Here is a 23,794-nt window from a genome sequence, read left to right as displayed (position 1 = left end):
GGCAGGAGGCGATGATCGCCGCCGTCCATTTGCGGCTCATGGCTGACGGCCGGGCCGGCGCAAGCGGTTCGGTCGGCGCAATCGCCAGTTCGCCATTGGCGTCGGGGAGGGGACTGATTTCCTGCATGGTTCGCAACGAGACCTGCCGCGACCGGTGCGGACTTGTCAAATCAAGATCGTTGGCATCTAGCGGCCACAGAACGGAGGTGGCCAAAGGCCATGCCACGATGTTCCGTCCGAGTGCGGGCTCCAGTCCCACTGTGGTCTCAGACCCCGAAGGCGATGCCGGTCTTGGTCTCGGTCTTCAGCCTGCGCATGCAAGCGTCCGGCTCGATGCCGGTGCCGGCGCATTCGGTCGCGCTGTTGATCAACACGCGGCTGACCTTGGCGCAGTCTGCGCCGGCAAGATCGAAACGCGTCACCTTGGTCTTGCCCGCCGGCAGATCCTTGAAGTCGAGAACGGTCAGCCGGTCGACGACACCAGCCTCGTTGAACAGCGCGATCTCGAACGCCGCTTTCGAGAGGTCGGCGCCGAGAGTGTTGTTGACCACGAACGTCAAACGGCAGCCCTTGTCGGAAGGTTGTGCGCCGTTGAGTTCAAGCGTGAGACCAGGGACCGGCGCGGACTCTTGCGCCCACGCCGAACCCATCACAAGCGGCATCGTCAGCACCGAGGTCAGCAGGCGAAGCGATGCCGTCAAGCTTGCCATTGTCGTCAGCCTCCAAATCGCATTGTCGCCGCCAGCTTCAGCGTGACGCCGGGCTCGTAAATTACACTCGTGGCCGATGCATTCAACGGATTGGTGTATTTCACGTCGAACAAATTGTCGGCGCGGAAGTCGACTTTGAAATTGTCGGTCGCCTGATAGCTGGCGAAGGCATTGACCAGGGTGTAGTCCTTGGCCACTGCGTTGCCCTTCGGCTTGCCATTGTACTGCACCTCGCCGCCGACGGTCAGCTTGTCCTCCAGAAAGCGGAAGCCGAGTTGCGCGGTGACTTGGGAAGAGGGGACGGTGACGAGGTCTGCCCGCTCGCCTTCATAGGAGATGGTGTGGCCATCGATGATCGAGGCCGACAGCCCGACGAAACCCCAGCTGGCGTCATAGACGCCTTCCATTTCAAAGCCGCGGATCTTGGCTTTTGCGAAGTTCTGGTACTGGAAGCAGATCGGGATGCCGGAGCCGAACGGGCAGCCGCTGGTCGGATCGAAGGCCGACAGGGTGACGCCGTCGATGTAGTCGTCGACGTCGTTGTTGAAGTAGGCCGCCTTGAAACGAAACGCGTCGCCGGCTTCGAGGATGTCGTCATGCTTGTAGTTGACGCCAAATTCCACGGTCTTGCCGGTTTCAGGCTTCAGATCGGGATTGGGGAGAAACGGAAAGCTGACGCCTGCCGGATGATTGCCACTGATGAGAGTTTCCGACAGCGACGGGGAGCGATATCCCTCCGCATAGGTGCCGTAAAATTGCAGTCCCGAAAGACTGGCGGTTTCGAATGGCGAGACGCCGACGGTGATGCGCGGCGACAGCCGGTCGCCGGAGGTTTCGCCGACATCGCTTTCGAGCTTGTAGCTGTCGTAACGCAGCCCGGCGATAACTTCGAGCCAGTCCCATGTGAGCTTGTCCTGGACGTAAGCGCCGGAAACGTTTCGCTTGCCCGAAGGGGTATAGAAACTGGCGCCGCCTGCGGCACCACCCGTCTCGACGTCGTCGCCAACCCAGTCGCCACCGTAGGTCAGTTCGTGCGCAATGCCGGCGGTCTCGAACCGCGAGGTGTTCCAGATGTCGATGCCCGAAGTGCCGATATCGAAGGTCGACATCGAACCCGCCGGCAAGACGATGGGAAGACCGGTGACTGGATCAAACCGGTTTTGCGGGACAAGGCTTGTCATTTCCATGTCGGTCTTGTTGTAGGAGGCGTTGATGTGGAGATCGAGCCAGCTCTTGTCTTCGTCGGTGATGTTGTAGCGGCCCGTGAAGGTGTTCGCTTTCAGCTCGACATCGTTCACCGATGTGCCGCCGCTGACCTCGTCCCACCCGTCGCTCGTGCCATTCCAGCCCAGCTTCAGTTCGCTGTTTTCAGTGGGGCGGATGGTCGTCTTGAGAAGGCCACTCAAGACGTCGAAGCCGGTGCCGTTCACCGTATCGCCGCCGCCATCCTTGTAGTCGTCATAGTCGCGATAGACGATGTTGCCGAGGACATCCCAGTTTTCATTGAAACGGTAAGCACCGGCGGCGCTGGTCGTCCAGCCTTCGCCATTGCTCTCGAAGCGCCCAGTCGCAGACGCCGCCCATGTCTCGCCGTCGCGAAGATAGTCTTCCGCGTCCTTGGTCTCGAACAAGACGACGCCGCCGATGGCGCCCGAGCCGTAGGTGTTGGCGACCGGGCCGCGGATGACGTCGACAGATTTGATGAGCTCCGGGTCGATATAGAAGGTGGATTGCGTGCCGTGGTCGGAGCGCTGGAAATTCTGCCGCGCGCCGTCGACGATCACCGCGACGCGGCCGAAATCCTGTAAGCCACGGATATTGATGCTGGAACTGACGCGCCTTGCATCTGTCTGGACCGCTATTCCAGGCACACCCAATAGCATTTCGTTTGGCGTCGTCGCCATGCGGCGTTCCAATTGCTCCTGATCGACATGACTGACCGAAGCCAGGGAATCGATCGCCGTCTCGCCGGTGCGGCTGATGACCAGGATCTGGTCGAGCAGCGTTGCGCCTGCCGGGGCCGGCGCAGCCTCTTCAGGCGTCTGCGCTTGTTCGGGCTGCTGCTGGTCTGTTGCCGGTTGGGCGGCCTGTTGAGCGTTGGCTGACGGCGTGAGCAGAGCGATCGCCGCAGCACCCGCCAGCAATGCGGCGATTCCCGTTGCCATAGACCGGCCCTTTGCCATCGATCGATGCGCCGGACCTCGATGCGCCGGACCTGGGCTGCTATTCGCCAGCCCCAGCCGTCCCCAATTCGCCAACCCCATGCCCCAACTCCAAAATACCTGGTTCGATGCTGGCTGGCTTGAAGCTTGCTGGCATTTTTCGTCGTGTCCGGCGTCTTAAATCTTTGACTCACTTAGTCCGGTATTGCACTGACTAATAAACATGATTATTCAAGTCAAGAAATGAATCGGCATCTACGCAACGCCTAGCCAGACGCCCGGCACAGGAAAGGGATCGAACCAGATGAACACGCACAATCCCAATGACTTTCGCTATCGCGTCCGCCGTTCCGACGACAATTCGGCTCGTTTCGACCGGGTTCCGTTGACCGTGAGAACCCTGTCCAGCAACACGCTGTTCCAGGGCGAGCACGAGATCGGCATCGAGCATCACGGAGCGCTCTACCGGCTGAAGATCACCCGCCAGGGCAAGCTCATCCTCAACAAGTAGGCAAGAGTAGGTATTTAAGAGATGGACCAGCGCGTAAAACCCGCTCCGCACGAGATCCGGCGGGCGCGGGCAGACAATCCGAAGACGCGCGAGCGCGATCTGGCCGCCCAGCTTGGCATTTCGGAGGCCGAGCTGGTCGCCGCGCATTGCGGCGACGGCGTCGTCCGCGTCGAGCCGCGCGTCAACGATCTTCTGACCGGCCTCGAGGCCGTCGGTGAGGTCATGGCGCTGACGCGCAACGAAAGCGCTGTGCACGAGAAGATCGGCGTCTACGACAAAGTCGTCACCGGCAACCACAATGCCATGGTGCTTGGCGAGAACATCGACCTGCGCATCTTCCCGAAAGTCTGGGCGCACGGCTTTGCCGTCGAAAAGCGCGACGGCGGCGATATCAGGCGCAGCCTGCAGTTCTTCGATGCGGCGGGCGAGGCGGTGCACAAGGTGCATCTGCGGCCCGCGTCCAACCTCTATGCCTATCAGAAGCTGGTGGCCGAACTTGAATCGCCGAACCAGGAGTCGATGGTCGCGACTTCGGAAGGAGGGGCGATTTCAGAAGCCGGGCCTGAAAACGAGGCCGAGGCTTCCGACGCTTCCGCTGATGTCGACGATCTGCGCGACCGCTGGAGCCGGCTGACCGACGTGCACCAGTTCTTCGGCATGCTGAAGACGCTCAAGCTCGATCGCCGCCAGGCGATGCGCATGGTCGGCCAGGATTACGCCTGGCTGCTCGACAACGATGCCGTCAGCGCCATGTTCCACCATGCCGCCGAGGGTGAGATGCCGATCATGTGCTTTGTCGGCAATCGCGGCTGCATCCAGATCCATTCGGGTCCGATCAAGTCGATCAAGCCGATGGGGCCATGGATCAACGTGCTGGACGAGACCTTCCACTTGCATCTGCGGACCGACCACATCCATGAGGTCTGGGGCGTGCGCAAACCGACCAAGGATGGCCACGTCACGTCTCTCGAAGCCTATGGCGCCGACGGCAAGATGATCATCCAGTTCTTCGGCAAGCGCCATGAAGGTGAAAGCGAGCGCGAGGACTGGCGGTTCCTGGCAGAGAACCTGCCGCGCATTCCAAGCCCGACCGCAGCCTGAGGACAACGACAATGGCTCCTTTGCTTAAACGGGCGCGTGTTTTCAGAACGACGCTTGGGGCCGCGATCGGCCTTGCCCTGGCCTTTGCCGCATTGCTGCCGGCCGGTGCCGCCGAAGGCACGGAGGTCTTTGCCGATCCGTCGAAGGTAGCGGCCATCGGCGGTTCGATCACCGAGATCGTCTTTGCGCTCGGCGAGCAGGATCGGCTGGTCGCTCGCGATTCGACCAGCCGTTATCCCGAGGCGGCGCTCAAGCTGCCTGATGTCGGTTACATGCGCCAGCTGTCGCCAGAAGGTGTCCTGTCGGTCAATCCGTCAGGCATCCTGGCGCTGCACGGCAGCGGGCCGAAGCAGGCCGTCGACGTGCTGAAGAAAACGAGCATTCCATTCATCGAGGTGCCCGAGCGCTACGACCATGAAGGCATTCTCGAAAAGATCCATATCGTCGGCAAGGCGCTTGGCGTGGACGCCAAGGCCGATGCGCTGGCAGCCGAGATCGATGCCAAGCTGAAGGCCGCCGAAAAGCAGACCGCTTCGATCAAGGAGCGCAAGCGCGTCCTGTTCGTGCTGTCGATGCAGGGCGGCAAGATACTCGCATCCGGCAGCGAGACTGCCGCCGACGGCATCATCAAGCTTTCGGGCGGCGACAACGCGGTTGACGGCTATTCCGGCTACAAGCAATTGTCCGACGAGGCTGTTATCACCGCCAAGCCGGACGTCATCCTGATGATGAACAATGCCGGTCCCGCCGCATCGGATGACGAATTGTTCGCGAACCCGGCCATCTTGTCGACGCCGGCGGGTGCTGCGCGCAAGGTGATCCGCATGGATGGCGGCTATCTGCTCGGCTTCGGGCCGCGCACGGCCGACGTCATCCACGACCTTGCCGCCTCGCTTTATGGCGGGCAGGCCGCGGACTGAGCGGGCTTCCAATGGTGGATCAATCGATCGCTGGTGCGGGCACCATGGCGACAGCATCCGACGGTGACCGTTCGGGGCGGGCGCGCATCGTCATTCTGCTTTTGTGCCTGGGACTTGCCGTTGCCGTCCTGCTGTCGCTGACATCAGGCGCATCCGATGCCTCGGCCGTCAGCGTCGTTGGCGACTGGCTGTTGGGCGCAGCACCCGGCAATGAGGCGCTGAGCGCCCGCGACCGCCTGATTGTCTATGACATCCGCCTGCCGCGCGTCATCCTCGGTGTGCTGATCGGCGCCGCGCTTGCCGTCTCCGGAGCGGTCATGCAAGGGCTATTCCGCAACCCGCTGGCAGATCCCGGTCTCATCGGGGTTTCGGCCGGGTCGAGCCTCGGCGCGGTGGCTGTCATCGTGCTTGGCGCCACGGTGCTGGCGCCGATAACTTCGGTGCTGGGCACGCTCGCTCTGCCGCTTGCCGCGTTCTGCGGCGGGCTGGCGACGACATTGGTGCTCTATCAGGTCGCCACCCGGCAAGGCCGAACCTCGGTCGCCACCATGCTGCTCGCCGGTATTGCGCTGGCTGCCCTTGCCATGGCGCTGACCGGCATCCTGATCTTCATGGCCGACGACCGGCAGTTGCGCGACCTGACCTTCTGGCAGCTCGGCTCGCTTGCCGGCGCGACCTGGCAAAAAATCGGCTCAGTCGGGCCGATCATCGTGCTGGCGTTGGTGGCGATGCCGTTCCTGGCGCGCGGCCTCAACGCGCTGGCGCTGGGCGAGGCCACCGCCGGCCATCTCGGTATCCCGGTGCAGCGGCTGAAATACACTGCAATCATCGGCGTTTCGGCGGCGGTCGGAGCGTCTGTCGCGGTCAGCGGCGGCATTGGTTTTGTCGGCATCGTGGTGCCGCATCTGCTGCGCCTGGCTATCGGCCCGGACAACCGTTATTTGCTGCCGGCCTCGGCCCTGCTTGGCGCTTGCCTGCTGTTGCTGGCCGATGCCATCGCCCGCACCATCGTTGCGCCGGCCGAGCTGCCGATCGGCATCGTCACCGCGATCGCGGGCGCTCCGTTCTTCCTCTGGATCCTGCTGCGCAAGCGTGGGGTCATCGACCTGTGAGAGGGTTTTTATGATCGATGCGCGAGATGTCTCGGTGGCGATCGGCGGCAAGCGTATCGTCGCCAATGTCGATTTCGACATGCGGCCCGGCGAAATCGCGGCCATCGTCGGCCCCAATGGTTCGGGCAAGACGACCTTCCTGAGGGCGCTGTCCGGCGATCTTGCCTATTCGGGAGAGGTCACCATCAACGGCCGCGACCTGTCGGTGATGAAACCGGTCGAGGCCGCGACGATGCGCGCCGTCCTGCCGCAGGCGACGACGTTGTCCTTTCCCTTCACTGTGCGCGAGATCGTCAGGCTCGGCCTGCTCGGCGGGCGCTCGGGCGCGCTTCCCGGTGAGGACGAGCGCCTGCCCGAACAGGCGCTGGCGCGGGTCGACCTCGACGGCTTTGCCGGCCGTTTCTACCAGGAGCTTTCGGGCGGCGAGCAGCAGCGCGTGCAGTTGGCCCGCGTGCTCTGCCAGGTCTGGGCGCCGGTCCTCGACGGCAAACCGCGCTATCTCTTCCTCGACGAGCCGGTTTCCAGCCTCGATATCAAGCACCAATTGATCATCATGAACATCGCCCGCGACTTCGCCAGACGGGGCGGCGGCGTGGTCGCCATCCTGCACGACCTCAATCTGACGGCCATGTATGCCGACCGGATTTTCGTCATGCATCGCGGCAGGCTAGCCGCCACCGGCTCACCGCAGGACGTGCTGAGCGACGATCTGATCGAAAAAGTGTTCGATTGCCGGCTGAGGGTAGGCGTGCTGCCGGCCGGAGACATGCCGTTCGTATTGCCGCAGTCGGTCTGTTGATATTCAGGTGATGCCGGCCTGCAAATGGCGATTTCCTACACTTCCGGTACTCACGTACCCAAACGTACGCTCCGTTCCGGTTCTCGGAACCCACCATTTTCGGCTCGGCCTGACCTGAATCTCAACAGACCTAGCCAAACCGCGATGCGACCAGGATCAGGCGGCCGGCGCCCTTTGCACCAGCATGTCGATGCCGAGCAGGTGTCGCACATTCGGACGCGCCGCCACCATGTCGGCGATCGTGTAGCGCTCAAGCACGGCGAAGAAGGCGTTGAGCGCCTCGCGCAGCGCCGAATTCAGCGCGCAACTGTCGACCAGCGGACATTCGGCGGCATCGTTCTCGAAGCATTCGGCCATGGCGAAGCTCTCTTCGGTCACGCGCACGACGTCGAACAGCGTGATGGATTCGGCCGCGCGGCCGAGCCTGACGCCGCCGTTCCTGCCGCGCACCGTCTCGACCAGACCATGCTCGACCAAAGGCTGCAGGATCTTGAAGAGAAAAAGCTCGGACACCGAGTAGGCGGCCGCGATCTCTGGGATGCGGCTCAGCCGATCGGTATTCGCGGCGCAATACATCAGGATGCGCATGGCGTAGTTGGTCTGGCGTGTCAGCCGCATTTTGTCCTCACGAAGCATTAGCTCAAGCCTAATATGGCCTATACCTTGGAATAATTCCAGACAAGCATCGCATAATAGGTGAAGATTTTTGTCAAGTTTGCGCACAGGGTCGTGCAAAACATGGCCCCGATTGGTCTGGCGCGCATTCGGGTGGGCGGATTACTAAGTTAAGTCCGCGAGATCGACCAGGAGCAGTTCATCCATGTCACAATCAGCACCGACTTTGGCATCCGCCCGGTTCGATGCCGACGCGGACGCCAAGCTTTCGGCGCTTCGGCGCACCAAGTTCGTCGCCACCGCAGCGCTGGCGCTGTGCGTCCTCGTCTTCGCGGCGGCCAAGTCGTTCGAGGGCCACTATCCGTGGCTGGGATTCGTCGCCGCTTTCGCCGAGGCGGCGACGATTGGCGGGCTGGCCGACTGGTATGCGGTGGTAGCGCTGTTCAGGCGGCCGCTCGGCCTGCCGATCCCGCACACCGCCATCATTCCGGAGAACCAGAACCGCATCGCCGACAATCTCGGCCGCTTCATCGAGGTCAATTTCCTGGCGCCCGAGCCGGTGCGCGAAAAGCTTGCCGAGGTCGACTTTTCCGCGCTCGTCGCCGACTGGCTGGCCGACCCCAACCGCGCCGCCGATCTATCGCATTTCGTCGGCCGGCTGGTGCCGCAGACGCTGGCGGCCGTCAAGCAATCGGGCCTGCGCGGCTTCGTCACCAGCCGCATGCTGGAGCAGATCGAAAAGGTGCCGCTGGCGCCGCTCGCCGCCGAGTTGCTGTCGGCCCTGACCGACGACCGCCGCCACCAAAGGCTGTTCGACGAATTCACCAAGGTCGTCGGCCGCTTTTTGAGCGACGAGCAGGCGCTGGCGAGCATGCGCGAGAAGATCCGCGAGGAACTGCCGTCGCTGTTCAACCTGTTTCGCGCCGACGCCTATCTGCTGAAAAAGATCGTCGCCTCCGCCGGTTCGCTGCTCGACGAGGTGAGGGCCGATCCCGAACACCCGATGCGCGCCGAATTCGACCGTTTTGTCCTGACCTTCGTCGAGCGGCTGAGGACATCCAAGCAATACGCCAAGCGCGCCGAGAAACTGAAGCGCGATTTCCTCGCCAGGCCGGAGCTGAAGGCGCTGGCCGGCGACATGTGGGAAAGCCTCAGCCTGTTCATCGAGCAGGACGCCAAGGCGTCGAATTCGATGATTCGCGCCCATCTCGCCAACATGTTCGTCGAAGTCGGCCGCCATCTTTCCGGCGACGCGCAGATCAGAGCCGACATGAACCAGGGTTTCGTCGTGGCGCTGGCTTCCTTCGTCGAAAGCCAGAAGAGCGGCGTCTCGAAATTCATCGCCGATCAGGTCAAGCGCTGGGACCTCGCCCAGCTCACCAGGCTGATCGAGATGAACATTGGCAGGGACCTGCAATATATCCGCTTCAACGGCATGGTCATCGGCGGCCTTGCCGGCGTCGCGCTTTATACGGTGGAACGGCTGTTCCTCGTCGGCTGAACCGCGATGTGTTGCGCCTTCGAATGGACCGCGAAGCACCAGTGCCCTATTCTTCTCCTCAGGCGCTGCATTCGCAACAAGAGGGGAGAACCCACCATGGCAAAGCAACCGGATCCCGGCTCTTTCATGGACATGTTCGGCAGGTTCGGCCGCGACCTGAAGCTGCCGAACGTAGACGTCGAGGCGATCCTCAACCATCATCGCAAGAACCTCGAGGCACTGGAAAAATCAGCCAGGGCAAGTGCCGCCGGCGCGTCGTCGCTATTCTCCCGACAACGCGAGATGCTGCAGGACACGCTGCACGAAATCGCCGACATGGCGCAGAGCTACAGAGCGCCGGGCGATCCTCGGGAGTTGATGGCCAAGCAAGCGGCGTTCGCCAGGAAATCCTTCGAGACCGCATTGAAGAATGCCGGCGAAGTGGCCGAACTGGCAAGGAAATCCGGCACCGAATCGGTCGAGATCCTGCGCGACCGCATCAAGGAGGCGATGGAGGAAATCCGCACCGGCTACGACAAGAAGTAGGCTATTCCCAAGCCAAAGCAGACGGACTTTTCTCCCGCCTATCCGGCTCCTGAAAGTCGTATTGTTGATTCTCGGCCTCGGCGAGGCACAAAGTTTCTCTTGGCCCGGATAGCCTGTTTTGCGGCGCTGGACACAGGCGTTGACGCGATCCGACCGAGGATACCGCAGCGGAACGCGCGGAGCGAATTGACAGAGGCGGCCGGTTCGTGGTCGGGAGGCAGGACAAGTGATCGGGAAAGCAGGCGATCGGGAAAGCAAGAATGACGCAAACACGGCCGAGGACGCCGCCGACCTACGAGCAGCTCAGGATGATGACCGGGCAGGAGCTCGGTGTGTCGGACTGGACGACGGTCGACCAGAGCCGCATCGACCAGTTCGCCGAATGCACGGGCGACCGCCAATGGATCCATGTCGATCCAGAGCGGGCGAAGCGGCAAAGCCCGTTCCGCACCACCATCGCGCACGGCTATCTGACGCTGTCGATCATCGGCGCGCTGGCGCTGGACATGGGCATCGTGCCCGAAAACACGCAAGCCGCCTTCAACTATGGCTTCGACAAGGTGCGGTTCCTGGCGCCGGTCAGGGCCGGCGCGCGCATCAGACTGCGCATCACGCTTTTGTCCGTGGAGGACAAGGGCCCCGGCCAGTATCTGATGAAGGCCGCCAACATCGTCGAGATCGAAGGTGAGCAGAAGCCGGCGCTGACGGCCGAAACGCTCGTCATGCTTTACGAGCGGCGCAAGCGGGGCAGGGCCTGAGGCGAAGCGCCAAGGCCTGCATTTCCGTGATAGCGAAAATCAACGCGACATCGCCTCCTCGAGTGTCCTGAAAATTCTCTCGTCTGCCGACTGCGCGACGTTGAAGCGCAGGAAACGGCTGGCAGTTTGAGACAGGCTGAACGCATTGCCGGGCGCCAGCACGATATTGGCCGACAAGGCGCGGCGGGCCATTTCAGCTGCATCCACGCCTTCCGGTAGGCTGCACCACAAGAACATGCCGGCCGGCTGGTCGATCCACGGCGTGATGCCGATCGCCTTCAGCCGCGTGCTTGTCTCAGCCATGGCGCGTGAAAGCCGCGTGCGCAACAAATCCACGTGCTTGCGATAGAGACCGTCCTTCAGCAGCGTCAGCACCAGTTCGGAGGCAAGCCTGCCGCTGCCAAAGGACGTGGCGATCTTGAGGTCGGTCAACCCATCCATCCAGTCGCGCGGAGCCGCGATGAAGCCGCAGCGCACCGACGCCGAAAGCGTTTTTGAGAAGCTGCCGATATGGACGACGCGGCCAAGGCCGTCGAACGCCGCCAGCCTGGGTGCGGGCGTGTGTTCGAAGTCGGCAAAGATATCGTCTTCGATGATCGTCAGGTCCGATTGGTCGGCGAGCTTGAGCAATCGATGGGCGACGACCGGCGACAGAATTGCACCCGTCGGATTGTGAAGCGCGGAATTGGTGATGTAGAGACGCGGCTGGTGCTCCGTCAGCGCCTGCGCGAACAGCTCGATATCCGGTCCCGACGGCGTATAGGGAACGCCGACCACCTTGACCCGGTGGGCGCGCAACAGGGCATGGAAGTTGAAATAGCAGGGATCGTCCACCAGCACCGTGTCGCCCGGCTCGAGCAGGAACCGGCACAGGAGATCGATCGCCTGGGTGCCCGATTCCGTCAGCATGATCTGGTCAGGAGATGCCTCGATGCCGTACCCTGCCATGCGCCGTGCGAGCAGATGACGCAGCGGCGGCAGCCCGAGAGGGGTGCCGTAATCCGTCAGCGTGACATCATCGCCGCGTGCCATTGTCCGCAGTGCCCGGCGCAATCCAGCCTCCGGCATCCAGGAGGCAGGCAGCCAGCCGCAGCCAGGTTTGAGCACGCCGTCGCCGGCTTCCAGCGACTGGCGCGAAACCCAGAGCGGATCGACAGCTCGGTCAAGCCTGGGGCCGATCTCGGCCAGGGACAAAGGAGCCAGCGGTCCGCCAGCATAAAAACCCGAGCCTGGCCGCGAGCGGATGATGCCCTCCGCCGCAAGACGCTCATAGGCTTCGACCACGGTGGATTTGGAAACCTGCATGGTCTTCGCGAAAGCCCGGATCGAAGGCAATCGTGTTCCCGGTGTCAGGCTGCGCGCGGCGATCCTCTGCCTGATCGTCGCCATGACGCTTTCGACAAGCGTCCCGCTGCCCTCACTTGCCGTCGTCTGCTCATCCATCCGTACTGCTCAACTTACCATGACAGTTTTGCAAAACTGTACCTCATTGTCTCTGGTGGCGCCATACATCAGGCCCGATAGAGGCGAGAACATCAGGAGCGTGCGATGGACAAGACGGCGGGTGGCTGGATAAACGGATTCGTAGGGGTGCTGATTTTCAGCGGATCACTTCCGGCAACGCGTGTTGCGGTGATGGATTTCGATCCGACCTTCCTAACCGTCGCCCGTGCTGCCACGGCGGGCATACTCGGCCTCGTGCTTCTGCTCATTTTCCGCCAGAAGCGTCCGGAGCGGCAGGATTTGTTATCGCTGGCCATCGTGGCGCTCGGCGTCGTGGTCGGCTTTCCCTTGCTGACAGCGTTGGCGCTCAAGCACATCACCTCGGCCCATTCCATCATTTTCGTCGGCCTGTTGCCGTTGGCGACCGCGATCTTCGGCGTCATCCGCGGCGGCGATCGCCCCAAACCGGCTTTCTGGCTGTTTTCGTGCCTTGGCAGCGCCCTTGTTGCCGGTTTTGCGGCGACGCAAGGCGTCTCGGCCTCGCCGGTTGGTGACATGCTGATGCTGGGCGCAATCATCCTGTGCGGACTGGGTTATGCGGAAGGAGCCACGCTGTCGCGTAAACTTGGCGGCTGGCAGGTGATCTCATGGGCGCTGGTGTTGTCGCTGCCGGTCATGCTGGCTCTGACGCTCATCACCATGCCGCCGTCGCTCGAAAGCGTCGGCAACGCCGCCTGGATTGGACTGGCCTATGTCTCGCTGTTCAGCATGCTGATCGGCTTTGTGTTCTGGTATCGCGGACTGGCGCAAGGCGGCATCGCCGCGGTCGGGCAGTTGCAGCTTCTCCAGCCTTTCTTCGGCCTCGGGCTGGCGGCAATGCTGCTGCACGAGCAGGTCAGTTCCGCCATGATCGCCGTCACCGCTGCCGTGGTGCTTTGCGTGGTCGGCGCGAAGAGATATGCGAGATAGGCGTCAGCCCTTCTTCCTTCTCCCCTTGTGGGAGAAGGTGGCCGAGCGAAGCTCGGTCGGATGAGGGGTGCTGGCCGGATCACTCCATTGAAGACGTAAACGCCTAAAATTCTTCGATATTTCACGCCGCGTTTCTTCCAACACCCCTCATCCGTCTCGGCGCTGCGCACCGATCCACCTTCTCCCACAACAAGGGGAGAAGGAAGAGCCGAACGGCTAGAACTTCGTCACCACGCCGATGCCGATGCCTTCGAAGCCGCCCATTGCCATCAAGGCCGTCGGCGCTTCGTCGAGGCTGATCCTCTTGCCGACCAGCAGTTCGGGCTTCAGCTTGCCGGTGCGGATCATCTCCATCATCGCCTGGTAGCGGTAGGCCTGCATGCCGTGGCTGCCGAAGATTTCGAGCTCGAAGGCGATCACCTTGTCCATCGGGATCTGTGGCCTGGCGTGATCGCCGAGCATCAGGCCGACCTGCACATGGCGGCCGCGCCGGCGCAGGTTCGCGATCGAGTTGAACGAGGTCGTCGAATGGCCGAGCGCGTCCATCGACATATGCGCGCCGCCATTGGTGATCTGCTTGACCGCCTTGACCACATTCGGCGTCTTGGCGGCGTTGATGGTCGCAACGGCGCCGATCTTGCTGGCGAAGTCCAGCTTCTCGTCGGTCAGGTCGATGGCGATCACGTTGGCGCCCATGGCGCTGGCGATCATGATCGCCGACAGGCCGACGCCGCCGCAGCCATGCACGGCCACCCATTCGCCGGGCGTCACCCGGCCCTGGTCGACAATGGCGCGGAACGAGGTGACGAAGCGGCAGCCGAGGCTGGCGGCGGTGGCGAATTCCATCTCGTCCGGCAAGCGGACCAGATTGGTGTCGGCATGGTCGATGGCGACATATTCGGCGAACGAGCCCCAGGCGGTGAACCCGGGCTGGGACTGGTGTTCGCAGACCTGATGATTGCCGGAGCTGCACTCGAAACAGCGGCCGCAGCCGACGGCGAACGGCACGGTGACGCGCTCGCCGGCCTTCCAGCGGGTCACTTGGCTACCGGCCGCCACCACGACGCCGGCAAGCTCGTGGCCCGGCACGTGCGGCAGGCTGATGCCGTCGTCATGGCCCATCCAGCCGTGCCAGTCGCTGCGGCAAAGACCGGTCGCCTCGACCTTGATGACGACACCCTCCGACGCCGGCTCCGGATCGGGAACAGTCTGGATCGTCGGCGTTTCACCGAACTTTTCGAAGACAACGGCTTTCATCGGCAATTCCTCATGCTTTTATCCAACTCGCTCTATTCGGCATCGATCTGGTTCTCGGGTGCCGCCTTTTGGAAGGCCGGCAGCGCCATGCAGGCGGCGTGGATGCGTGTGATCGTCGGATAGGGCGTCATGTCGACGCCGAAACGGGCGTTGCTGGTGACCTGAGCGACCAGGCAGATGTCGGCCAGCCCCGGCGTGTCGTCGTGGCAGAATGTCCCGGTTTCGGACGAGGAAGCCAGAATTTTTTCAAGTGGCTGGAAGCCTTCGTTCACCCAGTGCCGAAACCAGTTGGCGACGTCCTCGTCGCCGGCGCCGAACAGAGTGCGCAATGATGTCAGCACACGCAGATTGTTCACCGGATGGATGTCGCAGGCGATCATCTGCGCCAGCATCCTGACGCGGGCCCGGCCAAGGGCGTCCTGGGGCAAAAGCGGCGGTTCGGGCCAAGTCTCGTTCAGAAATTCGATGATTGCCAGTGATTGCGTCAGCAGCGTGCCGTCGCCCAGGATCAGTGCCGGCACCAGCCCCTGCGGATTGACCGAGAGATAGGCGGGCTCGAGATGCTCGCCGTGCCGAAGATGATGCGGCACGTATTGGTAGGTCAGGCCCTTCATCTCCAGCGCGATCCGCACCCGGTAAGAGGTGGAGGAGCGGTAGTAGTTATGAAGGACGAGGTCGCTCATTCCCGCACATTCGGCCGATTTGGGCGGCCGGGCAAGGCATGGTGGTCCGGAAATTGCCATCTCCGCCTTTCGGCTAGAGATGGCGATGTACTATTTGCCAATAATCTGGCCATGGTCACTGGGCTATTCTATCCTGCCTGAACCGAAACGAATGCCATGACCGCAGTCAACGATCGCGCCCGGTTTCTGATCATCGACGACCACCCGCTGTTTCGCGAGGCGCTGCACAGCGCTGTGCAAATGGCCTATCCGGACGTGGACACTGTCGAGGCGCGTTCGATCACCGAGGCATTTGAGCTTCTGGCGGATGCCAAGCCCTTCGATCTCGCGCTGCTCGACCTCAGCATGCCGGATGTGCATGGCTTCGACGGGCTGCTGCAGCTTCGGACCCGCTATCCGCGCCTGCCGGTGGTCATCGTTTCGGGGCATGAGGAGCCCAAGATCATTTCCGAGGCGCTGTCCTATGGCGCGGCCGGCTTCATCCCGAAATCGGCGCGCAAGAGCGATCTGGCCGCCGCCATCCGCTCGGTGATGGAAGGTGCGATCTACGTGCCCGAAACCTACGAAGGCCAGCCGCCGGACGCCAACAGCACCGACCGCGCCGAAATGGTGCAGCGGCTTGCCAAGCTGACGCCGCAGCAATTGCGGGTGCTGCAGATGCTGCGCCAGGGCTTGCTCAACAAGCAGATCGCCTACGAGCTGCAGGTCGGCGAGACCACGGTCAAGGCACATGTCTCCGAGATCCTGCGCAAGCTCAACGTCTACAGCCGGACGCAAGCCGTCATCGAGGTTTCGAAGCTCGACAGTGCCGAGCTGTTTCGCGGCCAGGCGGGGTTTTGAGAGCCGGCTGCGGTTTTAACTATCGAAAAACGATTTGAGGTCCAGCTCCTGGAAAAAGTTCCATATGCTTATGATGCTGAGTTCTGATTCGTCGGTGCTATGCAATGTTAGGATAATGTTAGTTCCATCATTCGACTTGAACTTCGTTAAGATGAAACGCGTCCCATCCTCCTGCAACTCAATGCCCGTCGATTTCTCCAAATTCGCTTCGGCTCGTCGAATCCTCTTTGAAGAATCTTCGAATTGCTCGAGCATCGATTTGTCACTCGAAAGGGCTCATCCGGAAGAGACTTGAATTCTTCCCACGAGCCTGAGATGGCCGCCTGCAATACCCTCTCGATTCGGTCTCTTTCGGATGAACTAAGTTCTAAAGTGGCCATTCGTCTTTGCCCCAGAGCTAGGACGGAACACGGTGACAGTGCACCATTTTCTTGTCGCTAGCGGTCTTCTGCCCGTGTCTTTGAGGGATCAAGCCAGCAAATGCGCCAGCAGCGCGCGCAGTTGTGCCGGTTTCAGCGGCTTGCGCATCAGCTCGATGCCGGCCGCGCGGGCGGCTTTGGCAATTTTTTCCGAACCGTCGGCGGTGACGATCAGCGCCGGCACGGCACGGCTGAGATAATCGCGGACCTCGGCGATGGTCGTGGTGCCGAGATCGCCGCCGTCGAGATGCTGGTCGGCTATGACGATGTCCGGCACCCAGTCCGTATCGCCAAGCATGTCGAGCGCATCACCGGTCGAGGTGGCGGGGCGCACCAGGCATTGCCAGCGCTCGAGCAGGGACGTCATCGCCTGCAGCACCTCGATGTCGTTCTCGACCAGCAGCACCTTTGTGCCGAACAGACCGTAGCCGCGCGGCCGCTCCATGTCGGCGGTGCTGGCAATGGCATCGACGCTAGCGCCGATCCCGACCGGAACGTCGATATGGAAAATCGTGCCGTGTCCGACCTTCGACGAAAACGTCACGGGATGGCCGAGTGCGGCGGCGATGCGGCGCACGATGGCCAGGCCCAATCCCAGCCCGCCGCCGGCAAGCCCGGCATCGGTCGGGATCGTGCCGCGGTGGAATTCCTCGAACACGGCCTCGCGCTGGTCGTCGGGTATGCCGCAGCCGGTATCGGCGACATCTATGCGGATCGTGTCGCCGCGATGCCTGGTGCCGACCAGCACGCCGCCGGAGCGGGTGTAGCGCAGCGCGTTGGAAAGGATGTTCTGCAGGATACGGCGCAGCAAGGTGCGGTCCGAGCGCACGACGGCGTTGACCGGCCGGAACTTTAGCGTCAGGCCCTTCATTTCGGCGACCGGCAGGAAATCCGAGCGCAGCGACGAAAACAGCATCTCCAGGCTGACGTCGCCGATATCGGGCTGCACGACACCGGCGTCGAGCTTGGAAATGTCGAGCAGGGTGCGGAGCAGATCCTCCATCGTCTCCAGCGACCGCTCGACCTGCCGGACCAGTTTTTTGCCTTCGTCGCTGGTCTGCACTTCGGCCAGCGCCGAGACGGAGAGATGCGCGGCGTTCAGCGGTTGCAACACGTCGTGGCTGGCGGCGGCCAGGAACCTGGTCTTGGACAGGTTCGCCAGCTCGGCGTTTTCCTTGGCCGCGCTGAGATCGATATTGGACTGTTCCAATCTACGCAGTGTCGAGTGCAATTCCTCGGTGCGCGTACGCACTCGATTCTCGAGCGAAATCGCGGTCTGGAACAGCGAGAACGCGTTGCCCTGCTGTTCCATAGAGCGCTCGACGCGGCTGACGAGGGCTGCGTTGATCTTCTTCAGCTTCTCCAGGTCGTTGATGTTCCTGAGCGGCATAAGAACCTCCTACTCCGCCGCCTGCCGCTCTCCGAAAGCGATGCCGGTGAAAGTCTGGTTCAGATGCATCGACCGGTACTGTTCGCCATAGGTGCCGAAGCCGATGACGTTGTTGACCTTGTAGAGTTCCGAAATCTCTCGAAAGACCTGGCGGTTGCGCGCGTCGAGCCTGCGCAGCACGCAGTCGAAACCGAGGATCATGTCGATGCCGCCAAGCCTTTCCTCGACATCCCTAAGGGCGGCCCGCGTCGATTCGACCATGTTCTTGGGCTGGGCGATGGAAAGGACGACGCCATCGTCGATGGCGCAGAAGAACGACAGCGAGCCGTCCGCGTGCATCTTCTGGATCGAGCGGCAGTAAAATTCGCCGCCCACTTTCAACACCACCGGGTGCGAGGCAAAACTCAGCGGCGTCAGCATCTGCGGGATGACGCCGACCGAGGCGGCATATTCCTCGGCGGCATTGGTGGCGTTGAATTCGCGCACGGTGCGGTGATCGGGATCGGATGCGGTCACCACCAGCTTCTCGTCGGTGGGGACGAAATTGTCGGTCTTGAACACGTGGAAAGGAATTTCCGTGGTGATCAGCACGATGATGGCGCTGTCGGAGGCAACCTTGCCGTTCGAGATCAGCCGCGTCGTCTCGAATTTCAGATCATCGCCCGCCGACCCGCCGATCAGCGGAATGTCGTCGAGCCCCCAATGGATGGCGGAGGTCACGGCTTCTTCGGCATAGGACAGCCCGTCGATGAAGCAGAGCGCGAAAGTGGTGTCAGCTCGCTCGTGCCCGACGCGCCCGCGTAACGAACGCCTCAGCGCCTCGACTTCGCCGGTGATCCCGTCCATGCCCGATGAGGACAGATTTTCGACCATGGTGCTGGCTGCCGAAAACGTTGCGGAGGGAAGCAGCATGGCCAGGACCTGGCCGTCCTCCAGGCCTTTGGGCGTAATCTCGCCGGCCGTCGAGCAGCCGGCATAGAGGAGCGCCGGCGCTTGGGCTTTCAGCGCTTCCGAAAGGGCGACTGCCTCGACGAGGCTCTGCGAGAAAAACAGCAGGGCGAAGCCGGCATCGACGGCTGCGGCTTCCACCGCCACCGCCCGGGCGAACGCATCCGCGTCGGGTTCGTCGGTAGTGAGCACCGATAGGCCGCATGCATAGCGCGTCCGTGAACTGGCCAGCGGCTTCCTCCTCCATTCCTCCGACGCGCTTTTTGTGCGCGTCTGGCGCGCCGGCGTCGAGGGCATTGTTGTCTTCAAGCGCCACTTTGGCAATGAGCCAACATGACGGATTTGAATTTTCTGCTATTTTTGACGGCGTCAGCGTTCAGAAACTTCAAATCCAGAACCACACTGGCCAGAACTACACTGGAAGGGAGCGTGATCCATGGACGCCCAGGTCAGGAAGCTGTTCGAAAGGTATGAGCAGCTTTTCCGGAAATCCCTCGCCGGCGATGCCGACATGGACGAAGTCGCATCGGTCTACGCCTCCGCCTTCATCGCGGCGTCGCCTGCCGGCGTCATGGTCGGGAACAACGACGACCAGTTCAAGCAGGCTATGGAGCAAGGCTATGCTCATTATCGGGCGATCGGCACGAAGGAGATGCGAATACGCGATGTTCGCATCTCGCCGATAGACGAGCATCATTGCGTTGCCCACGTCGCCTGGACGTCGATCTATGCCCGAAAAGACGGACCGGACGTCACGATAGATTTCGACGTCCACTACCTCGTGCAGAAGCTGGGCGGAGAGCCCAAAGTATTTGGGTGGGTATCAGGCGACGAGCGGGAGGTTCTGAGAAAACACGGCATCGGCTGAAATCGGCTTGGCCAGCCCGGCCGCTGATGGCCGGAAGGCGGCATCGCACAGCGACCGTGTTTCGCTTCGTTGCGCCATTTCCTGTCTTTGCGTGACCGAAAGTACAATAGGCGGATTTTCGGACGAACTGCATTCTCGCAATCTCGGCATTCCGCGGCACTTTTTCCCCGTGCTTTATGCGGTATAAGAATAGCGGACAGATGGAGGGCTCGGGCAACACCGACGCCAGAACGACCAAGGTAGCACCCAGGGAGGTTTCATGTCGGACGTATCGTTTACGGTCAACGGAAAGCGAGTCAGCGGCGCTGCCGAAGACCGTACGCTTCTGGTTCATTTCTTGAGGGAGAATCTCGGCCTGACCGGGACGCATGTCGGCTGCGACACCTCGCAATGCGGCGCCTGTGTGATCCATGTCGATGGCAAGGCGGTAAAATCCTGCACGATGCTTGCGGTGCAAGCCTCCGGGTCGACCATCGTGACGATCGAAGGCTTGGCGGACGGCGCTGACCTGCATCCGGTGCAGGCGGCGTTCAAAGAGCATCATGGGCTGCAGTGCGGTTTCTGCACGCCGGGCATGATCATGGCGGCGACCGACATGATCAACCGTCACCCCGAAGGCCTCGACGAGGCCACGGTGCGCGCCGAGCTCGAAGGCAACATCTGCCGCTGCACCGGCTACCACAACATCGTGAAGGCGATCCTCGCCGCATCGGAGACGATGTCTTCGAAGGGCAAGGCCAAGCAAGCAGCATAAGGGCAGTAAGGGAGTAGGGCAGTAAGGCAGTAGGGAAATTGGCTCAAATCCCTACTGCCTTACTGCCCTACTGCCCTACTCACCTAGTTCAGCAATTCGGGAGGAATTTCTGCGATGGGCATTGAAGGTGTTGGCGCTCGTGTAGCGCGCAAGGAAGACAGGCGGTTCATTACCGGCGCCGGGCGCTATGTCGACGACATGGTGGTTCCCGGCATGAAGCATGCGGCCTTCGTGCGCAGCCCGTACGCGCATGCACAGATCAAGAAGATCGATGTCAAAAAGGCTCAGGCCATGCCGGGCGTCATCGGTGTGCTGACCGGCAAGGAGCTCAAGGCCGACGGCATCGGCAATCTCATCTGCGGGTGGATGATTCATTCCAAGGACGGCTCGCCGATGAAGATGGGGGCATGGTCGCCGCTGGCCTTCGATAGGGTCCGCTATGTCGGCGACGCGGTGGTCATCGTGGTCGCCGAAACCAAGGGCCAGGCGCGCGACGCGGCCGAAGCGGTCGACATCACCTATAAGGAATTGAAAGCAGTCGTCGATGCTCCGAAGGCGCTCGAAAGGAGCGCACCGCAGATCCATCCGGAAGCCGACGGCAACCTGATTTTCGACTGGGAGCTCGGCGACAGCACAGCGACCAATGCGGCGATCAAGGCCGCTGCCCACGTCACCCGCATGAAGATCGTCAACAACCGGCTGGTGCCCAACGCCATGGAGCCGCGTGCGGCACTAGGCTATTACAACAAGGCCGAGGACCACTACACGTGTTGGACGACCTCGCAGAATCCGCATCTCGCGCGCCTGGTGATGAGCGCCTTCTACAATGTCGCTCCGGAAAACAAGCTGCGCGTCATCGCGCCGGATGTCGGCGGCGGCTTCGGCTCGAAGATCTACATCTATCCGGAAGAAATCATCTGCCTCTGGGCCTCGAAGAAGACCGGCGTGCCGGTCAAATGGGTGGCTGACCGCACCGAGAGTTTTCTCACCGATGCCCATGGCCGTGACCATGTCTCGACGGTGGAGATGGCCTTCGACAAGGACAACAGGATCACCGGACTGAAGGTCGACACCATCGCCAATCTCGGTGCCTACATGTCGCTCTTCTCGTCCTGTGTGCCGACCTATCTCTACGCGACGCTGTTGTCGGGCCAGTACGATATTCCGGCGATCCACGCCAATGTGCGCGCCGTCTACACCAACACCGCGCCGGTCGACGCCTATCGCGGGGCAGGGCGGCCGGAGGCCACCTATCTGCTCGAACGCACGATGGAGACCGCCGCTCGCGAATTGGGCGTGTCACCGGCGGAGCTTCGCCGAAAGAACTTCATCACATCGTTCCCGCACCAGACGCCGGTCATCATGAATTATGACGCCGGCGATTATGCCGCCTCGCTCGACGCGGCGATGGCGGCTGCCGACTATGCCGGCTTTGCCAAGCGCAAGACCGCCGCCGCCAACAGAGGCAAGCTGCGCGGCATCGGCTTGAGCAACTATATCGAGGCCTGCGGCCTGGCGCCGTCGGCGGCGGTCGGCAGTCTTGGAGCGGGTGTCGGCCTTTGGGAAAGTGCCGAGGTGCGCGTCAATGCCGCCGGCACCATCGAGGTGCTGACCGGCTCGCACAGCCATGGCCAGGGCCATGAGACGACTTTCGCGCAACTGGTCAACCAGCGCTTCGGCGTGCCGATAGACAGCGTCTCGATCGTCCATGGCGATACCGACAAGGTGCAGATGGGCATGGGAACCTACGGTTCGCGCTCGGGCGCCGTCGGCATGTCGGCCGTCGCCAAGGCGCTCGACAAGGTCGAGGCCAAGGCCAAGAAGATCGCCGCGCATCTGCTCGAGGCCGACGAGGGCGACATCGTCATCGAAAACGGCGCGTTGAAGGTCACAGGCACCGATAAGAGCGTGCCGTGGTTCCAGATGGCGCTTGCGGCCTACACCGCCCACAACTTGCCAGGCGGCATGGAGCCGGGGCTGAAGGAGACGTCGTTCTACGATCCGTCGAACTTCACCTTCCCGGCCGGCTGCTATGTCTGCGAGGTGGAGATCGATCCGGAAACCGGCGTGACCGAGATCGTCCAGTTCGTCGCCGCCGACGATTTCGGCAACATCATCAACCCGATGATCGTCGAAGGCCAGGTGCATGGCGGCGTCGCCCAAGGCATCGGCCAGGCCTTGCTGGAGGGCACTCGCTACGACGCCAGCGGGCAGCTTTTGACGGCGAGCTATATGGACTACGCCATGCCGCGCGCCGACGATTTGCCGTCGTTCAAGGTCTCGACCTCGAACACGCCGTGCCCGGGCAATCCGCTCGGCATCAAGGGCTGCGGTGAGGCCGGCGCCATCGGCTCACCGCCGGCGGTGATCAACGCCATCACCGACGCCATCGGCATCACCGATATCGCCATGCCGGCATCGCCGTCCACGGTTTGGGCAGCGATCCGGGCAACGAAACACTGAAACAGGAGTGAGTAGTGAATAGTCAGTAGTGAATAGTTACGATTGAGGCAAAATCGACCGGAATTACTACTCACTACTCACTACTAACTACCCACTATTTCACGGGAGACTCCCAATGTACTCAGTCAACTATCACCGCGCCGCCTCCGTCGCCGATGCCGCCAAGCTGCTCAAGAGCGGCGATGCAAAGCTCTTGTCGGGCGGCATGACGCTGATCCCTGCCATGAAGACGCGGCTTGCCGCGCCTTCCGACCTGGTCGACCTGTCGCGGATCAAGGACCTGCAAGGCGTCAAGGTGTCGGGCAAGACCGTCACTATCGGCGCCGGCACCACGCATCATGATGTCGCCAGCGACGAGAAGCTGAAGAAGGCCTGTCCGGCACTCGCCCATATGGCGTCCCGGATCGGCGACCCGGCGGTGCGCTACAAGGGCACGATCGGCGGCTCGATCGCCAACAACGATCCGGCGGCCGACTATCCGGCAGCACTTCTGGCGCTCGACGCCACCATCGTCACCAACAAGCGCGAGATCGCGGCCGGCAAGTTCTTCACGGGCCTGTTCGAGACGGCGCTGAAAGACGGCGAGATCATCACTGCCGTGACCTTCACCGCGCCGGCCAAGGCGGCCTATGAAAAGTTCCGCAATCCGGCCTCGCGCTATGCGATCGTCGGGGTTTTCGTGGCCAAGGGCAAGGACGGCGTCAGGGTCGCCGTCACCGGGGCCGGCGACGACGGCGTCTTCCGTTCGAAGGAAATCGAGGCGGCGCTGACCAAGAGTTTCACGGCCGCCGCCCTCGACGGCATGAAGATTTCGGCGAAGAATTTGATGAGTGACATCCACGCCTCGGCCGATTATCGGGCCAATCTGATCGCGGTGATGGCCAAGCGCGCCGTGGCTGCCGCCAACGGCTGAAGATTCCGATTGCCGGCCCTGGGATTGCCAGCTTTGGGAAAGGGGCCTTCGCGGCCCCTTTTTTCGTCGCTCTCGGGTCAGATGGCCGGACATGCCAGAGTGTTGCCATCTCGCACTTGCACAACATTCTATT

General features: G+C 62.2%; 22 protein-coding genes. 14 read left to right on the top strand and 8 right to left on the bottom strand.

Annotated features, from left to right (window positions below):
* Positions 1–266 precede the first annotated feature (266 nt).
* Both EN885_RS21005 and EN885_RS21000 read right to left on the bottom strand, forming a co-directional pair.
* The gene (locus EN885_RS21005) at positions 267–710 is read right to left on the bottom strand and encodes a hypothetical protein (protein WP_128242625.1); all 444 of its coding nucleotides are present in this window, start codon (positions 708–710) and stop codon (positions 267–269) included.
* 5 nt (positions 711–715) lie between these two features.
* A complete protein-coding gene (locus tag EN885_RS21000) occupies positions 716–2,875 on the bottom strand; it encodes a TonB-dependent hemoglobin/transferrin/lactoferrin family receptor (protein WP_245493117.1) in 2,160 nt (719 codons plus the stop codon).
* A 301-nt stretch (positions 2,876–3,176) separates the two neighbouring features.
* Here EN885_RS21000 and hemP point away from each other — a divergent pair, with 301 nt between their 5' ends.
* The 5 genes from hemP to EN885_RS20975 are packed head-to-tail and all read left to right on the top strand — an operon-like array spanning position 3,177 to position 7,315.
* Positions 3,177–3,383 carry a hemin uptake protein HemP gene (gene hemP / locus EN885_RS20995; RefSeq protein WP_095494491.1) on the top strand — a complete coding sequence of 69 codons (207 nt, stop codon included), beginning with the start codon at positions 3,177–3,179 and terminating at the stop codon, positions 3,381–3,383.
* A gap of 21 nt (positions 3,384–3,404) precedes the next feature.
* Positions 3,405–4,484 (top strand): hemin-degrading factor, encoded by a 1,080-nt coding sequence (locus EN885_RS20990; protein ID WP_128242623.1) that lies wholly within the window; start codon positions 3,405–3,407, stop codon positions 4,482–4,484.
* 11 nt (positions 4,485–4,495) lie between these two features.
* Positions 4,496–5,404 carry a hemin ABC transporter substrate-binding protein gene (locus tag EN885_RS20985; protein WP_128242622.1) on the top strand — a complete coding sequence of 303 codons (909 nt, stop codon included), beginning with the start codon at positions 4,496–4,498 and terminating at the stop codon, positions 5,402–5,404.
* A gap of 11 nt (positions 5,405–5,415) precedes the next feature.
* Positions 5,416–6,516 (top strand): iron ABC transporter permease, encoded by a 1,101-nt coding sequence (locus EN885_RS20980; protein WP_128242621.1) that lies wholly within the window; start codon positions 5,416–5,418, stop codon positions 6,514–6,516.
* 10 nt (positions 6,517–6,526) lie between these two features.
* Positions 6,527–7,315, top strand: coding sequence for a heme ABC transporter ATP-binding protein (locus tag EN885_RS20975; protein ID WP_128242620.1), 789 nt, complete (start codon positions 6,527–6,529; stop codon positions 7,313–7,315).
* A gap of 156 nt (positions 7,316–7,471) precedes the next feature.
* On the opposite strand, the gene rirA is transcribed toward EN885_RS20975, so the two are convergent.
* Positions 7,472–7,933: an iron-responsive transcriptional regulator RirA gene (gene rirA / locus EN885_RS20970; RefSeq protein ID WP_126106178.1), complete on the bottom strand. Its 462-nt coding sequence runs from the start codon at positions 7,931–7,933 to the stop codon at positions 7,472–7,474.
* 202 nt (positions 7,934–8,135) lie between these two features.
* Here rirA and EN885_RS20965 point away from each other — a divergent pair, with 202 nt between their 5' ends.
* From EN885_RS20965 to EN885_RS20955, 3 genes are all read left to right on the top strand, one after another.
* Positions 8,136–9,431, top strand: a complete 1,296-nt coding sequence (locus EN885_RS20965) for a DUF445 domain-containing protein (RefSeq protein ID WP_128242619.1) — start codon at positions 8,136–8,138, stop codon at positions 9,429–9,431.
* Between the two features lie 96 nt (positions 9,432–9,527).
* Entirely contained in the window at positions 9,528–9,956 is a 429-nt protein-coding gene (locus EN885_RS20960; protein WP_095486636.1) for a phasin family protein, read from the top strand.
* Between the two features lie 260 nt (positions 9,957–10,216).
* A complete protein-coding gene (locus tag EN885_RS20955) occupies positions 10,217–10,714 on the top strand; it encodes a MaoC family dehydratase (RefSeq protein WP_095486635.1) in 498 nt (165 codons plus the stop codon).
* A 39-nt stretch (positions 10,715–10,753) separates the two neighbouring features.
* Here the strand turns inward: EN885_RS20955 and EN885_RS20950 are convergent, their stop codons facing one another.
* Positions 10,754–12,157, bottom strand: coding sequence for a PLP-dependent aminotransferase family protein (locus EN885_RS20950; RefSeq protein WP_128242618.1), 1,404 nt, complete (start codon positions 12,155–12,157; stop codon positions 10,754–10,756).
* 105 nt (positions 12,158–12,262) lie between these two features.
* On the opposite strand from EN885_RS20950, the gene EN885_RS20945 reads away from it, so the two are divergent.
* The gene (locus EN885_RS20945) at positions 12,263–13,126 is read left to right on the top strand and encodes a DMT family transporter (protein ID WP_128242617.1); all 864 of its coding nucleotides are present in this window, start codon (positions 12,263–12,265) and stop codon (positions 13,124–13,126) included.
* Between the two features lie 216 nt (positions 13,127–13,342).
* Here EN885_RS20945 and EN885_RS20940 read toward each other — a convergent pair whose 3' ends face one another.
* Complete coding sequence (locus EN885_RS20940) at positions 13,343–14,383, bottom strand: zinc-dependent alcohol dehydrogenase family protein (protein ID WP_128242616.1); 1,041 nt, start codon at positions 14,381–14,383, stop codon at positions 13,343–13,345.
* Positions 14,384–14,415: 32 nt separating this feature from the next.
* Complete coding sequence (maiA, locus tag EN885_RS20935) at positions 14,416–15,066, bottom strand: maleylacetoacetate isomerase (RefSeq protein WP_127294182.1); 651 nt, start codon at positions 15,064–15,066, stop codon at positions 14,416–14,418.
* 156 nt (positions 15,067–15,222) lie between these two features.
* Here maiA and EN885_RS20930 point away from each other — a divergent pair, with 156 nt between their 5' ends.
* Entirely contained in the window at positions 15,223–15,906 is a 684-nt protein-coding gene (locus EN885_RS20930; RefSeq protein WP_126106185.1) for a response regulator transcription factor, read from the top strand.
* A 468-nt stretch (positions 15,907–16,374) separates the two neighbouring features.
* Here the strand turns inward: EN885_RS20930 and EN885_RS20925 are convergent, their stop codons facing one another.
* Together EN885_RS20925 and EN885_RS20920 are read right to left on the bottom strand one after the other, a co-directional pair.
* Positions 16,375–17,715 carry a hybrid sensor histidine kinase/response regulator gene (locus EN885_RS20925; protein WP_126106186.1) on the bottom strand — a complete coding sequence of 447 codons (1,341 nt, stop codon included), beginning with the start codon at positions 17,713–17,715 and terminating at the stop codon, positions 16,375–16,377.
* A 9-nt stretch (positions 17,716–17,724) separates the two neighbouring features.
* Positions 17,725–18,855, bottom strand: a complete 1,131-nt coding sequence (locus tag EN885_RS20920; protein ID WP_245329864.1) for an FIST signal transduction protein — start codon at positions 18,853–18,855, stop codon at positions 17,725–17,727.
* 244 nt (positions 18,856–19,099) lie between these two features.
* Here EN885_RS20920 and EN885_RS20915 point away from each other — a divergent pair, with 244 nt between their 5' ends.
* The 4 genes from EN885_RS20915 (at position 19,100) to EN885_RS20900 (ending at position 23,661) form a co-directional block, all read left to right on the top strand.
* Positions 19,100–19,531 carry a hypothetical protein gene (locus tag EN885_RS20915; protein WP_095485535.1) on the top strand — a complete coding sequence of 144 codons (432 nt, stop codon included), beginning with the start codon at positions 19,100–19,102 and terminating at the stop codon, positions 19,529–19,531.
* Between the two features lie 259 nt (positions 19,532–19,790).
* On the top strand, positions 19,791–20,285 hold the full coding sequence (locus tag EN885_RS20910) for a (2Fe-2S)-binding protein (RefSeq protein WP_126106187.1): 495 nt from the start codon (positions 19,791–19,793) through the stop codon (positions 20,283–20,285).
* 114 nt (positions 20,286–20,399) lie between these two features.
* On the top strand, positions 20,400–22,748 hold the full coding sequence (locus EN885_RS20905; RefSeq protein ID WP_128242615.1) for a xanthine dehydrogenase family protein molybdopterin-binding subunit: 2,349 nt from the start codon (positions 20,400–20,402) through the stop codon (positions 22,746–22,748).
* 115 nt (positions 22,749–22,863) lie between these two features.
* Positions 22,864–23,661 (top strand): xanthine dehydrogenase family protein subunit M, encoded by a 798-nt coding sequence (locus EN885_RS20900; protein ID WP_128242614.1) that lies wholly within the window; start codon positions 22,864–22,866, stop codon positions 23,659–23,661.
* The last annotated feature ends 133 nt before the right edge of the window (positions 23,662–23,794 follow it).

Origin of the sequence: Mesorhizobium sp. M6A.T.Cr.TU.014.01.1.1 (genome assembly GCF_004022765.1) — a bacterium.
GTDB classification, from domain to species: Bacteria; Pseudomonadota; Alphaproteobacteria; order Rhizobiales; family Rhizobiaceae; genus Mesorhizobium; species Mesorhizobium mediterraneum.
Note: the sequence above shows the minus strand (reverse complement) of the source record. Positions and strands in the feature narration are given on the sequence as shown.